This window comes from Paenibacillus assamensis DSM 18201 (genome assembly GCF_000422445.1).
Classification (GTDB): domain Bacteria; phylum Bacillota; class Bacilli; order Paenibacillales; family Paenibacillaceae; genus Paenibacillus_B; species Paenibacillus_B assamensis.
This window is the reverse complement of sequence record NZ_KE383837.1, coordinates 16,861-33,495: the sequence shown is the minus strand read 5'-3', so window position 1 is coordinate 33,495 and position 16,635 is coordinate 16,861. Positions and strand designations below refer to the sequence as shown.

The window sequence follows — 16,635 nt, the reverse complement described above, 5'->3', positions numbered from 1 at the left end:
TGTTGAGGAGGGGCCATCATGTATAAAGCGCAAGTGTCATCCCGGACAATGAAGCGGGATAAAATCCGTAAGGACCTGACCTACTGGCAGGATCGGTTGGAAGACGGCCCCGTATTTAGCTCCATACCAGGTGATAAGCCGCGATCCCAAGATGCAAAGCGGATGATGGAACAATTTGCGGATCGCATTCCGCCGGGAGTGGCGTCTAATATAATCGCTGCAGCCAAACAATCAGATGCAGCAATGTACATGATTCTTCTATCGGGAGTTACCTGGTTGCTTTCCTATTATGGCGGAACGAACGATGTAGTAGTGACCATGCCAGCTTTTCGGAACTTAAGAGACGACTCAATTGAGGTGTCGTTGCCGTGTATTCCACTGCGGATCTTGGTAGAGGGGCAACTGACCTACAGGGAATGGCTAATGAAGAACCGAAGTCTTGTGATGGAAGCGGATGAATATAAGAACATTCCGTTCTCGATGGTATTGGATCTTCTGGGTAATGATCACAAAGAGGGACGTCCTGCTTGGAGTACAGCTGTTTATTTGGACGGTCTGCACCAACCGGATTATTTAACTTCGGTTGACTCGGAGCTTGTATTTGGCTTTCAAGCTGAAGGCGATGGCATCTCGCTTTGCCTCAGCTATAACGCTGATATTTACAGCAAAGCGTTCATGACGCAAATGATGCGACACTTGTGGCGTTTCTATGAAGCTGCACTTGCCGATCCATCTGCACCGATCGGTCAAATTGAAGTGATTGATGATAAAGACAGACAGCATCTGTTGTATGGATACGATAAGCTAATGACGCCATATCCCGATCATTTGACGCTGCATGAACGTTTTGAGGAGCAAGTGGAGGCTTGTCCGGATCATATTGCACTCTCCTATGATGGCCGTGTCATGACCTACAAAGAACTGAACGAACGATCGAACCGCTTGGCTTGGACGCTGCGCGCTCATGGGTTAGTCGCAGAAGAGCTTGTTGCCGTCATCATGGATCGATCTGAGAACATGATTGTCGCTATGATGGGCATTCTAAAGGCCGGAGGAGCTTATGTACCGATCGATCCCGATTATCCTGCCGATCGAATTTCCTATACTTTGCAGGATAGCGGCGTTTCCTATCTAATAACGGAAGGCAATCATCTACCGCAAGAGATCGCTTTTGAAGGTACCATCATTAATCTGGTTGCTGAGGAGCAGTTAGATACTCGCTGCAGCAATCCTCCATCTACGAATACGCCTGATCATTTGTGCTACATCATTTATACGTCAGGTACAACAGGCAACCCCAAGGGTGTCATGATTGAACACCGAAATGTAATCCGACTCCTATTTAATGACTCTTTTGCTTTCGATTTCAACAGCCGGGATGTGTGGACACTGTTCCACTCCATTTGTTTTGATTTCTCAGTATGGGAAATGTATGGTGCATTACTTTACGGTGGCAAGCTCGTCATCGTATCCAAGGAAACTGCAAGAGAGCCGCAACAATTTATTGAGTTGGTTATGAAGGAACAAGTAACGGTACTGAATCAGACACCAACGGCATTCTATTATTTCGTGGAAGAATTGAAACAATCGAATAGTTCCTGTAATCATGACTTTGCGCTGCGCTATGTTATTTTTGGTGGAGAAGCATTGAAGCCAGCTATGTTAGAGCCTTTCTCACAGCTCTATCCAGCTACGAAACTTGTAAATATGTATGGCATTACCGAAACAACCGTTCATGTCACGTATAAGGAATTGACAGCGGCTGATATTGCAAACAATGCAAGCAATATTGGCGAGCCCATTCCAACTCTTGCAGCCTATATTATGGACGAGCAAGGTAGGCTGGTTCCTGCTGGCGTAGTCGGGGAGTTGTATGTCGGTGGAGCGGGAGTGGGCAGAGGGTATTTGAATAAAGGCGAGCTGACAGCTCAGAGGTTCGTGAAGCACCCATACAAGCCTCAAGAGCGCTTGTACCGCACAGGTGATTTAGCGAAAATACGGCTGGATGGAGATATGGAATATTACGGCCGTATCGATCATCAGGTGAAAATTAGAGGTCATCGGATTGAGCTTGGCGAGGTAGAGGCCGTATTCATGCGTCATCTTTCCATCAATGAAGCATTCGCAGTTGCAGCTAATGACGCGGGTGGCCAGACACATATTTGCATTTATTATGCTTCCGATGAAGATATAGGATCTTCGAATATGCGGCGATATGCGGCACAGTATTTACCAAGCTACATGGTGCCCTCCAGCATGATTAGATTGGATCATATTCCGCTAACGTCAAATGGAAAAGTTGACCGCCGCAAGCTGCCCGATCCATTCACCCGAAGTGATGAGGCGGACAGCTTCACAGAGCCGACGAATGAGAAAGAGACGATCCTTTGCGGATTGTATCAGCATTTATTTGGTCTGGAACGAGTCGGAATAACGGACAGTTTCTTTGAGCTTGGAGGCGACTCTATACGAGCTCTTCGACTCATAAGCAGCATCAATGAAGCGCTTGGCGTGCAGCTGCAGATCAAAGATTTATATATGCATCCCGTCATTTGCGAGCTTGCCGCGCATTTAGGTGGAGACAGCTTGGATGAGCAGAACTTGCGTCTGAAGGAAGCGTCGGATGAACTGGAAAAGATGAAGCTTGCGATTATCAATAATCCGATGTTAGTAACCAGTCTGCCGAAGGACTGGAAGGATGTATTCCCAATGAGTGATATTCAGGCAGGAATGATCTACGATAATTTGCGGCATCCAGAAGCGGCGAACTATCATGACCAGATGCCGTTTCCGCTCGATGACAAACGATTTGATGCGGTTCGTTTACAGGCTGCACTAACGGGGATGACTGCGAAGCATGATATTTTACGTACGGTGTTTGATATGCAGTCCTTTGATCAGCCGATGCAAATTGTGCTTTCCGAATTTAAGCCTAAAGTCGAGTATGTACATTTGTCCGGACTTGAACCAACGGAACAGCAAGAACGTATTTCCGCCTATATGCAGGAAGACCGTAGTCGTGGTTTTGAACTACATCGTCCGTTATGGCGGACATGCATCTTTCAGTTAAATCAACAACAATATGTTTTATTATTCATCTGCCATCATGCCATTCTTGACGGTTGGAGTGTGGCGGCATTTGCAACCGAACTGATGAATGCATATTTTGCCCTGAAGGACAGGCAAGGAGCAGGAGGTTCCTTTAAGCCACTGCAAAGTTCTTATAAAACATTTGTAACCGATCAGCTTGCGATTAAGAAGGACCCTGCAATCAAAGCGTATTGGTCTGCGGAATTGGATGGATACAATCGCTTGCAGCTTCCAGTGCGTGAAGGTAAGAAGCCTGTGCGAACGGAGTTTTATGAGTACACATTGAGCAGCGAATTGAGTGGTGAGCTTTCGGCGCTTGCCACGCGACAACGTACTAGCTTGAAACATATTTGTTTTGCTTTGTATACCGCAGTGATGAGCTTGATGAGCAGGGACAACGATATACTGGTCGGTATGGTTGAGCATAACCGTCCTGCAAGTGAAGATGCGGAAAAGATGCTCGGGTGCTTTTTAAATACGCTTCCTGTTCGATTGAATATCGGAGTGAATGATACGTGGAAAGACATTTTGAATCGGACTGATGTCAAGCTTAAGGAATTGAAGCATTACGGGCGCTTGCCATTGGCGGAAGTGATGAAAGTGGCAGGAGTTGTATCTGGTGATGGACAGCCGTTATTTGATACCTTTTTCAACTATATAGACTTTCATATTTACAATCATTTAGATCCGAAAGCGGCAGTGCAAAATGACAGCGGTGTTCAAATAGAGGGCTATGTTCGAAATGATATCCTGTTGGATTTCACAGTGGTGCATTACAAGGGAGATATCAAACTTAGTTTCATGTACCGTACAAGCGTATTCTCTCAAGCAGATATGGAGCGTTTGTCAGAGAATTTTGAACGTGCTGCAAAGCTGGCGGTGTACGAGGAACATGCTCTGTTTCAAAAAGAAGCTCTGCTAGCTATAGTTGAAGCTGAGATGCTGTTGAAGATGACGGCTGGTTCTGAAATCGATCAGAAAGATGAACGAACCGTTGTAGCTATGTTTGAGCAGCAGGCACGCCTTCAGCCTCGAAATACAGCCGTGGTTGATGGAGAACACGCTATCACGTTTGCAGAATTGAACGAAGAAGCAAATAAAGTGGCTCGTGCGTTACGGGCACGACATATTGGCCGTAGTGATCGTGTCGCACTTGTATTTGAAGCAGGAACTCAATTGGTAACCGCCATGCTGGCTGTTCTAAAAATCGGAGCCGCATTCGTTCCTGTAGATCCATCAAATCCTGCTGAGCGTGTATCGTTTGTAATAAAAGACAGTGGAAGCAGGGCCGTTTTGACATCAGAAGGGATGCTATCGGGTATTGATACGAATGAAATGAATGTATTGGATTTCACATCGTTGGTTACAAATCATGAGCGCATAAATGATGAATGTGAACAATCCATCATGACAGATGTGCAACCTCAATTGGAGGATCCTGCTTATATTATTTATACATCGGGTACGACAGGCTCACCAAAAGGTGTTGTTGTTAAGCACGGTGGATTAGCTAACTATGTAAATTGGTTTCTTCGCAGCTCTGAAGCGGGCAGCGATGACCGTACAGCGCTTTTGTCCTCATACAGCTTTGATCTAGGATATACGGCATTGTTTCCTGCTCTATGTGGAGGAAGCTCGCTCTATATGCCATCGAAAGAAATATATAGCGATCCTGAAGCACTGCTGCTCTTTTTGGAAGATAAGGGAATTACCTTTACAAAGTTGACGCCGTCCCTCTTTGGGACGCTGGCACAGAGCCATCAATTGCAATCCAGTCATCTTGATGCGCTTAGGCTGATTGTTATTGGCGGAGAGGCCGTTCAGCCAAGCGATGTGGGCCGTTTCCATGAAATTTTCCCGCGAGTAAAATTTATGAACCACTATGGTCCTTCAGAAACGACAATTGGCTGTGCAGCAGGATATATTCCATTTGATCAATGGGAGTCTTTTGAGGGACAGCCTGTACTTGGAACCCCAATTGACCATACGCGAATTTATGTACTTGATGCCAATCAGCAGCCTTTACGTGCGGGTGTGATTGGGGAAATGTATATCGCAGGTGCAGGATTGGCTGAGGGGTATTTGGACAAGCCTGATTTGACGGCTGAGCGGTTCATCGCAGCACAGGTGTTTGGTAGATCTGAGCGATTGTATCGAACAGGAGACCTTGGCAGCTATACCACAGCAGGAGCGATTGTTTTCCATGGACGTGCTGACGGGCAGGTCAAAATACGCGGTTACCGTGTAGAACCGAGCGGCATAGAAGCTAAGTTGCTCACCTATGAAGCGATTGTGGAGGCGCGGGTTGTTCCGTATCCCGACAAGGAAGACCGAGTGGCGCTTACCGCTTACGTGGTGGCGAGTGAGAGTATATCTATGGCACAGCTGCGCAACTGGTTAGCTGAATCGCTGCCGGATTACATGGTTCCTGCCAGCTTCGTATTGCTGGAACGAATGCCGCTCACAGCAAATGGCAAGCTCGATCGGCGAGCACTGCCTGCACCGGATATGAGTAGTGTGGTTAATAGCACCGTGTACACACCGCCTCGCAATGAGCTGGAAAAGACACTAGCTCGCATTTGGAAGCAAGTCTTAGGTGTTCAAACACCAGGCATCCATGATCATTTCTTTGAACTAGGTGGCGATTCCATTAAGGCGATTCAAGTATCTTCTCGATTACATGCGGAAGGACTTCGTATCGAGCTGAAAAATGTGCTCAAACACCCTACTATTTCGGGGATGAGTAGACATATCACCAAAACAGATCGAACGATTGAACAAGGTCCAGTCGAAGGCGATATAACATTTACACCTATTGTGAAGCGGTTTATGGAGCAGCCGGAAGAGGTGAGGCATCATTACAATCAGTCTGTCATGCTTCATTTCCGGGATGGAATTTCTGCGGACAGCGTAAGGCGCATTTTCGATGAGTTGACGCGCCATCATGATGCATTAAGAATTGTGTTGTCTTCGTCCCTAGGAGAAAGAGAAGTCCGCCTGTATAACAGGGGGGTGGGAACAGACTGTAGTGATTTTTATCGGTTGATTATTCGCGATTTGCGTCATGTGGATGCTCCCGCAGATGAAATTAGTAAAGAAGCCAACCTGCTTCAGGAAGGAATTTCACTTTCAGAAGGTCCTTTCGTCCAACTCGGTTTATTCCAGACGTCCCAAGGTGATCATCTGCTAATTATTATTCATCATCTTGTTATTGACGGTGTATCTTGGCGTATATTATTCGAAGATATTTTGAAACTGTATGAACAAATTACAACACATGATGCGTTACGGCTGCCGAAGAAGACGGATTCCTTCCTGTATTGGGCAGAACAGCTTTCGGCTTATAGCCGAAGCAAGCCGTTTACGAATCAGGCTGCATACTGGAATGCGCTAAGCAACGAAACGTTTGGCAAGCTTACAACCGACTATGAGTCGACAGATAATAAAGTGCGCGATACGCGAGCCATTTCTGTTCAATTTTCCGAGGGAACTACGATGAAATTGTTGAAGCAGTCACATCATGCATACGGTACCGATACGAATGATCTGCTGCTTGGTGCGCTTGGGCTAGCGTGCAGGGATTGGTGCGGTATGGAATGGCTATTGGTTGAACTGGAAGGGCACGGTCGTGAGGATATTGGTCGTGATATTAATATTAGCCGTACTGTTGGCTGGTTTACAGCTGCTTATCCGGTTGCGTTGGAGACAGGCGGAGCATTAAATGAAGGCGGCCACATAGAACTATCCACTTATGTGAAGCGTGTAAAAGAACAGCTGGGAAAAATACCGGATAAAGGTATTGGATACGGTGTGCTGAAGTATTTGACTTCTGCAAGTCCAATGGAACGACAAGTCGCTCTTCTGCCAGAGCCGGAAATTAGCTTCAATTATTTAGGTCAATTTGATCAGGATGTTGAGACAGGTGTGTTCAGTATCTCTTCGTACGTCATGGGCAGTCCCGTTCATCCAGACATGAATAGACGGAATAAGTTGGATATTACCGGCATTATTACTGGTGGCAGGTTGGAGATCGCGGTTCATTACAACAAAGAAGAATATGAGGAATCAACTATGCAACGATTTGCTGATTTCTATACGCGACGTCTTGAACAGTTGATTGATCACTGCATAGCGAAAGAAACACCTGAAAAAACACCAAGCGATTATGGAAGTTCTCTATTGTCTATTGCCGAGTTAGAATTAATCGAACAGCGTTATCCGGATATGGAGCAAGTCTATCCTCTGTCTCCCATGCAATCTGGATTGTTGTTTCACTCGATGATGAACTCCGAATCAGCAGCTTACTTTGAACAGTTTTCCTTCGTATTGAAGGGGAAACTTGATTTTGAGAAATTTGAACAAAGCTTTAATGAAGTGCTGCGCAGGCATGATATTTTCCGAACAGCTTTCATGTACGAAGGAATTGCAGTTCCTCATCAAATTGTGCGAAGACACCAGGATAACCCAATAAAGCTTCTGGATATCCGGGATATGGATGCTGTAGAACAATCGGATTACTTGGGCCGTGCCAAGCAGATGGATCGTGTGCAGGGGTTTGAGCTTAGTGAAGGAAGGCTCATGCGGATGACGCTATTGCGTACCTATGATGACGTTTATCAAGTGCTGTGGAGCCATCATCACATCGTCATGGACGGTTGGTGTATGGAAACAATTACTAATGATTTACTGAGCGTATACGGCTCATTGCTTATAAATAAGCCGATCATGCTGGAGCCAGCGCAGCCGTACGCGAATTATATCCGATGGCTTGAAAATATCGACAAACCAGAGGGGCTCACTTATTGGAAAGGTTATTTGGATGGTTATACTCGCCAAGCGTCACTGCCTCGTACGCGCAGGAACGTTGGCAGCTATTCGAAACAGGAGTATGTGTTGACCTTTGACAAGGAGATAACTGATCAGCTGGAACGGCTTGGTCGGAAGCAGCGTGTAACACTGTATACGATCTTGCAAACGATGTGGGGATTAATCTTACAGCGATACAATGGCACAGATGACGTCGTATATGGATCAGTTGTATCTGGGCGGCCTCCTGAACTCAGTGGAATCGAGACGATGGTCGGATTATTTATTAATACGGTTCCCGTACGGATTCAGACAAAGGAAAGCCAATCTTTCTCAGCGCTGCTTGAGCAAATACAAGAAGCATCCATTGCTTCTAAAATACATGAGTTTATACCGCTTGCAGAGATTCAAGGTATGTCTGCGCTGAAACAGGATCTAGTAGATACGATTATCGTATATGAGAATTATCCGGTAGGTCAGCAGATGGAACAGGCAAGTGGCGAGGACGCAATTGGTCTTTCCATTACAGATGTGGAAGTATTCGAGCAAACTAACTATGACCTTGATTTGACAATTATTCCAGACGAATGCTTACAAATAAAATTTACCTACAATGCTTCTGTATATGACGACAGCATAATCAAACAAGCTGCTAGAGGTTTATTGCAGCTTGCTTATCAAGTGACAGTGAACCCGGGCGTACAGATAGAAGATATTCATGTACTGGATCCTGCTGGGAGAACTGAGATTTTACATTATTCCAGAGGAAAGCGTGTAAGTTACTCGCTTGAACAGCCAGTATACCGATTGTTTGAACACCAATCTGTCTGTCATCCTGAACAAACTGCTGTACTGTTCGGAAAAGAACGGACTAACTATCAGTCGCTAAACAGAAGCGCCAACAGACTTGCCCATTATTTGATGAGCTTGGGGACGAAGAAAGAGGAATTAGTTGCTGTGCTGCTCGACCGCTCCCCACGGATGATGGAAGCTTTTCTTGCTATATGGAAAGCGGGAGGAGCCTATGTTCCAATTGACCCGGAATATCCCGTTGCTCGTCAATTAACCATTCTTCAAGAATCAGGAGTAAAGTTTGTCATCACTTATTCTTCCTATGCAGAACTTCTGGGACAAATGGATGTGTTGAGTGATGTGAAATGGGTACTGCTGGATCAGCTTGCTGAGGAACTAGTTAAGCAAAAAGTAGATAACGTAAAACGGGAGGTATCGGGAAGCGACCTTGCGTATGTTATTTATACGTCTGGCTCGACGGGTACACCGAAAGGGACAATGATTGAACATGCAGGCATGCTTAATCATATGTTGGCAGAAATTGATGAGCTTGAAATCGCTAAAGGGACCGTGTTAGCACAGAATGCAAGCCATTGCTTCGATGTTTCTGTCTGGCAATTTTTCGCCGCGCTACTCGTTGGAGGAACAACGGCTATTTATCCAAACGAGCTTATTATGGAACCTAACCGTTTCATAGAGCAGCTTGGTCACGACAAAGTAGAAGTATTGGAGGTTGTGCCATCCTACTTGGCAGTGATGATGGATGTTTTTGAAACAGCCGGATGTCGACCAGAGGCTTTGCGGTACTTAATGATTACCGGAGAGACCGTAAAGTCGGCAATGGTAAAGAGATGGTTTGAATTGTGTCCCAACATACCTATGATTAACGCCTATGGCCCTGCTGAGGCATCTGATGATGTCAGCCAGTATGTCATGACAGGATTGCCAGACACCGAACATATTCCTGTAGGAAAACCTATAGCTAATATGAACTTGTATGTTGTGGACGAGCAGTTGAGATTATCTCCGATAGGTGCGATAGGTGAAATTTGCGTTTCAGGTATTGGAGTTGGTCGAGGATACTTGAATGATTCGATGCGAACGGAAGCTGCATTCATGGAGGACCCTTTTGCAGATGAGTCAGGTATTCGACTATATAGGACGGGTGATCTTGGTCGTTGGCTTCCGGGAGGTACGATTGAATTTTTTGGACGCAAGGATTATCAAGTGAAAATACGCGGCTTCCGTATTGAATTAGGCGAAATTGAAGCGAAGTTGGCAGCACACAAAGGTGTGCGTGAAGCTGTGGTAACGGATTTCGTAGACAATCAAGGCAATCAGGCGCTCTGTGCTTACATTGAGCTTCGAGACAGGAGTATAGAAGTAGAAGTTCTCAATGTTGAAGCTTTGCGTAGTTATCTCGCTCAGGAGCTTCCAGATTATATGATCCCTGCTGTCATTATGTATTTAGATCAGATGCCTTTGTCGCCTAATGGTAAGGTTGACCGCAAAGCATTGCCTGTGCCGGATGAAGAGCTCGACATGCATTACAGCGACTATGAAGCTCCTAGAAATGATATTGAACATGCATTATGTGCGGTGTGGTCAGACGTGCTTGGTATGGAGAGCGTCGGCATCCGAGATCATTTTTTCAGCATCGGTGGAGATTCAATCAAAGCGATTCAAGTTGTATCGCGTCTATACAACTATGGTTTGAAGCTAGAAATGAGGGATTTGTTTCAGTATCCGCAAATTGCGCAATTAAGTATGTATATGAAAGAGGCAAAGGAAGTTATCGATCAAGGTCCCGTTCATGGAGAGATTCGCTTGACTCCAATTCAGCAGAGTTTCTTCGAGGTGGGGCATGCAGAGCCAAGTCATTATAATCAATCCATTATGTTATATCGGGCTGAAGGCTTTAACGAACAGGTACTCAGGAATGCTTGGTTGGAGATTGTAAGACATCATGATGCACTCCGGATCGTTTTCCGTAAGGAAAGCACCGGTATAAAGGCGTATAACCGAGGGATAGAAAAGGAAGACCATGAATGGTTTGACATGCAGGTTTATGAGATTGTTGACGATGAGAGACAAGAAACGACTATCCACGATTTAGCGGAGACGATGCAGCGGAGCATGAACTTGGAAGAGGGGCCGCTTGTAAAGCTAGGACTCTTCCAGACAAGCAAGGGAGATCATCTACTAATTGCTATCCATCATCTAGTAATCGACGGTGTTTCCTGGCGTATTTTGCTAGAAGATCTGGAGCTCACGCTGAAGCAGCAGGAACAGCTAGCCCAAATTAAACTCCCACATAAAACAATCTCGTATCAACGGTGGTCAGAATTGCTGGAAGCCTATGGGAAGGGCAAAGAGATGCAAGCGGAAGTGGCTTACTGGTGTGAACAAGACCGCTTCCGTCTGCCTGAGTTGCCGCGTCTGACCAACTTAAAGAAAACGAGGTTACTAAAAGATTCATCCATTATACAGCATTCACTGACTACCGAGCTGACTCAATCATTGCTGACATCTGTCCACCACGCGTACAACACCGAGCTGAATGATTTACTTCTGGCTGCACTCGCTGATGCGCTTACGAAGTGGAATGGATCGACGATGAACAAGATAGTGATGGAAGGCCATGGTCGGGAAGAGCTGCTGCCAGAAATGAATGTGAATCGAACAGTCGGCTGGTTTACCTCGGAGTTTCCGTTACTGCTGGAAGGACAGGCAAGCGAAAGCCAAGCAGAGCTTGGTCTCAGAGTACGAAAAATGAAAGAAGCGCTGCGTAAAATTCCGAATAAAGGTGCTGGATACGGCATATACCGACAGCTTTGCAGGAATGGAACGATCGAACAAAAGGCATATCCTACAAAGCCGGACATTGTATTTAACTATCTCGGACAGTTCGATAATGATCTATCCACGAGTATGTTTGAACCGTCAGTCTATTCGGGTGGCCACGAATCTAGCGGTGAAAATCGAAGCGAATATGCGTTGGATATTGCAGCAGTGATAGAGAATGGACGGTTGCAAGTTGCGGTTACGTATAATCGGAATGAATTCAAAGAGGAAACGGTGCGAACACTTGCGGATGCCTATCTGCAGCAACTGGAAGTGTTGATTTTGCACTGTCAGCAGCAAACGGTCACAGAGCAAACACCTTCAGATGTTGGGTATGATGAGCTGTCTATAGAACAGTTTGATGAGCTTACTGCGGAGCTTGCTGATTTGCTGAACGATTAATGTTTGAATCTTTAGCTACATGACAAGTTGTAGAGCTGACATAGGCCGCTGTCGGGTGCATCGATCAGATGCGCCCGCAGGGCACAAGAAAGGCAGGTGCTGATGGTTATGGCAAGCAAAGTGGATATTCAGAAGATTTACCCGCTTACGCCGATGCAGGAAGGCATGCTGTTTCATTCTATTAAGGATTCAAATGGAGCCTATGTAGAACAGCTGATTTTTGAAGCTGTAGGATCTTTGAATATTTCTTACATGGAGCAAAGTTTCAATCGGTTAATTGAACGTCATGAGGTATTGCGTACCGTGTTTAAATACAGCAAGGTTGAGCGGCCCATCCAGATCGTACTGCGCGAACGACAAGGACGAATTCCATATGAATCGATTGCTGAGCTGGAAGAAGAAGCGCAAATGGGCATTATCGAGGCTAGAAAACAACGAGATCGGACAGACGGTTTTGATTTGACCCGAGACATTCCGATGAGAATTACTGTACTTCAGACAGGTCCTGATCGGTATAGGGTCATTTGGAGCTACCATCACATCATGATGGATGGCTGGTGTTCCAGTATTTTGTTTAAAGATTTTTTGGAATTCTATCGTCAATGTGAGCGTGGATATGAATCCCAGCTTGATCCCGTTTATCCTTACAGTGCGTACGTGCAATGGCTAGAGCGGCAAGACGTGGAGGAAGCGAAGTCATTTTGGGCTGACTATTTGGAAGGGATTGAAGAAGCTTCACATGTACCACCTCAGCGTGTAAGCTCTGGTTGCTATGAGCATGGGGAGTTTGAATATCGTCTAGACAAGGGGCTCACGGCTCAACTGGATCGTTTGGGAAAGGAACGCGGTATTACGTTGAGTACGGTGGTTCAATCCATATGGGGAATTCTGCTGCATCGATATAATTTCACGGACGATGTTGCGTTTGGTTCCGTTGTCTCTGGAAGACCTCCGGAGGTACAAGGGGTTGAACATATCATCGGTCTGTTCATTAATACGATACCTGTGCGAATTCGAATAAACAGAGCTGAACCGGTTGTGCACATGATGCAGCAATTACATAAAGATTTGCAGCAAGCACAACAACGTGCGTATGTATCACTCGCAGATATTCAATCTTTGTCGCCGCTAAAGCAAGATTTAATTAACCATATCGTCGTGTTTGAAAATGTGCCCGGGAACGGGAGTAGTGGTGACGAAGAAGATGATACTGCTTTGGAAAAGACTTTGGTTGACTTTGAAACTAGCGATTTCGAAATGAAGTATCAAACGAACTATGATTTTAATGTGATCATTCATCCAGGCGATGAGTTGTCCGTTAAATTTGTCTATAATGCAGCCTGTTATGACTATGATTTTGTCTATCGAATGGGTGGACATTTCGAAACGGTAGCCCGTCAGCTTGCCAATGATCCAGAGATGCCAATTGGTAACGTTATCCTTGTCTCCAATGAAGAAACAGAACAGCTAGTGCAGCAGTTTAATCATACGACAGCAGCATTTCCTTATGAGAAAGTAATTCAGGAGTTATTTGTAGAACAAGTATTTTTGTACTCAGATAAGCCTGCACTTGTGGAAGGCGAAAAAACGTGGACATATCGTCAGTTGGAAGAGGATAGTAATCGAATTGCCCATCTGCTTCGTACGAGAGGTGTTGCATCGAACCAATTGGTAGGAATCCTTGCGCCTCGTTCTGCGGAAATGGTTATTGCATCTTTGGCAGTGCTCAAAGCTGGCGGAGCTTACTTGCCAATAGATCCGGCTTATCCGGAAGAGCGTGTACGCTATATGCTGCAAGATAGCGGCACTCCTATCGTACTGGTGCACAGTTCATTGGATCGTCAGCAAATAGCTGACTTGTACGGTAGAGAAGAGCCTGGTTATAACATAGACATTATATCTCTGTTGGCTGAAGATTGTTCTAATCATTCACACTTGCCGCTAGTTACCATTAATCATCCGACCAACATGGCTTATGTCATGTACACCTCAGGTTCAACCGGTAAGCCCAAAGGGGTCATGGTTGGGCACCGCAGCGTAGTTCGTCTTGTGAAAAATACGAATTATGCGGAATTCCGTCCTGGCGGGCGAATTTTACAAACCGGTGCTGTAGCTTTTGATGCTTGTACCTTCGAAGTATGGGGAGCTTTGTTGAACGGAATGGCGCTGTACATTGTAGATGAAGCAGTCATCTTGAATGCTCACAAACTCGAGCAAACCATACATTCCAGCGGCATCACGACAATGTGGCTGACATCGCCCTTATTTAATCAGTTATCCAGCTTCAATCCAACGATGTTTCGAGGCATGGAACAACTAATTGTAGGTGGAGATGCATTGTCTCCAGTGCATGTACATCGTGTAATGGATTGCTGCCCGGAGTTAACTGTCATTAACGGCTATGGGCCGACGGAGAATACGACATTTTCGGTTTGCGGCCGTGTGTGCAGTGATGATCGAGCGTCTATCCCGATTGGCTATCCGATTAGCAACTCGACTGCTTACGTCTTGGCTGAAGGGTTACAATTACAGCCTATTGGGATAACAGGCGAGTTATGCGTCGGCGGTGAAGGCGTGGCGCTCGGATATTTGAATAACCCCGATCTAACTCGAGAAAAGTTTGTAGAAGATCCGTTTCGCCCTGGTCAAATGATGTATCGTACAGGTGACTTGGCACATTGGCTGCCTGATGGAAGGCTGGCTTACATGGGACGTATGGATAAACAGGTGAAAATTCGAGGTCACCGTATTGAAACGAGTGAAATTGTGCATCATCTGCTTCAGCATCCGGTTGTATGTGAAGCGGTTGTGATCGTCCGGAAAAATGAAGATGTTGACAATGATCTAATTGCCTATTTCGTAGCTTCCGACCAACTTTCCGCTGCAGAGCTTAGGGTATTCTTGAAAGAATCACTGCCAACCCATATGATACCTAGTGGTTTTATAAATGTGGAGCGGCTGCCGTTAAACCGTAACGGCAAGATTGATGCAAGCTTACTGCCTGAGCCATCTGAATGGCTATCGCATCATGCTGCTTATGAAGAACCGCAAGGAGAGACGGAGATTGGGCTGGCTGCAATTTGGCGAGAGCTGCTTCGAGTGGAATCGGTCGGCAAAAATGACGATTTCTTCGCACTAGGTGGACACTCACTAAAAATCACGCAGCTTATTGCGAGAGTGCAAAAAGAGTTTCAAGCAGAGTTGTCCGTACCAGCTGTCTTTGCTGCACCGCAACTGCACCAGATGGCGCAGATCCTTCATTCTGCTTCTTCTGCTGCCAACCATGCAGGAGCCATTCTACCAGCTAATGAGAAAGAGTATTATGCTGTTTCTGGTGCTCAACGTTCTCTACTTTCAGTCCAGCAATATATAGGTGAAAGTCATGTGTACAACATACCGATCGCTCTACTGATTCGCGGGAAACTAGATATAAATCGTTTCCGCCAAGCGCTGGCACGGATTGTGGATCGTCATGAAGCGTTCCGAACATCCTTTCACTTTATGGATCAAGGGCCAGTGCAGCGCATTCATTCGAACGGCACCATTGAACTCGAGTTTAGGAAGATTCATTTTGCAGCGGATGAGGAGCAAGTGGAAGATAAATTGCGGGAGCTGTTTGTGTCCTTCGTCCAACCGTTCGATGTGTCGCGTCCTCCATTGCTGCGAGTAGAGCTCGTTCAGTGGCAGGAGGACCGCTATTTATTCATGTGCGATATGCATCATGTCATCTCAGACGGGACATCGTTAAGTATTTTCATGGATGAACTTGTAGCGCTGTATAAGGGAATGCCGCTTGAACCTATAAAGATTGGGTACAAGGATTATTCGGAATGGCAGCAAGGTCAGATTGCACTGGAAGCATACAGGCGGAAAAGGAATTACTGGCTCGGGGCGCTTTCTGGTACACTGCCTCGCCTTGAGTTACCAACAGATTATGAGCGACCGCCCGTACAGGATTTTCGGGGCGCACGGGTGGATATGGTTATTGGGCCGGAATTAACAGAAGCGGCAAATCAGGCAGCAGCAGCACATCATACAACACTGTATATGCTACTGCTTACTTGCCTGCACGTCTTGCTGCATCGCTATACCGGTCAAGAGGATATTATTATCGGTTCACCAGTAGCAGGGAGAACGAATGATGACCTAGCGTCTGTTATCGGCATGTTCGTGAACACCATCGTGATTCGCAGCCATCCGTCAGGTGGGAAAGCTTTTGACCAACTGCTCAAAGAGGTGAAAAATCATACGATCAACGCATTAGAACGTCAGGATTATCCTTTCGAGGAACTGGTTAAAGCATTGAAACTTCCGCGGCGAGCGGATCGAAGTCCGCTGATCGATGTCGTCTTCGTACTGCAGAATATGGATAGGGGATCTCGTTCTATCAATGGGCTAGTTATTGAGCCGTTGTCACATGACATAGGCATCTCCAAATTTGATTTGACGCTGCAAGTGTTGGAGCACGAAGGAGAATTGCACGTAAGTTGGGAATATGCCGCTTCATTGTTTAAAGAACTTACGATTGAGACGATGCACGGGGATTACATCGCTATTTTGGAGCAGGTTTGTAGCGACTCAAATAGGAAGATTGGCGCTGTTTCTTTAACGGGAGCACGATCGACAGGCATAATCAATCAGACTCTGACGGAGGATGTCTTGTTCCAGTTCTAGGCACAAAATTATTAAATGGTAGGTAAA

The 16,635-nt window shown here is 45.8% G+C and carries 2 protein-coding genes; both read left to right on the top strand.

The genetic code is table 11. The features are described from left to right. Window positions 1–18: 18 nt before the first annotated feature. Entirely contained in the window at window positions 19–11,934 is an 11,916-nt protein-coding gene (locus tag H580_RS0114510; RefSeq protein WP_028595417.1) for a non-ribosomal peptide synthetase, read from the top strand. A gap of 108 nt (window positions 11,935–12,042) precedes the next feature. Next, on the top strand, window positions 12,043–16,608 hold the full coding sequence (locus H580_RS0114505) for a non-ribosomal peptide synthetase (RefSeq protein ID WP_028595416.1): 4,566 nt from the start codon (window positions 12,043–12,045) through the stop codon (window positions 16,606–16,608). Window positions 16,609–16,635: the final 27 nt, after the last annotated feature.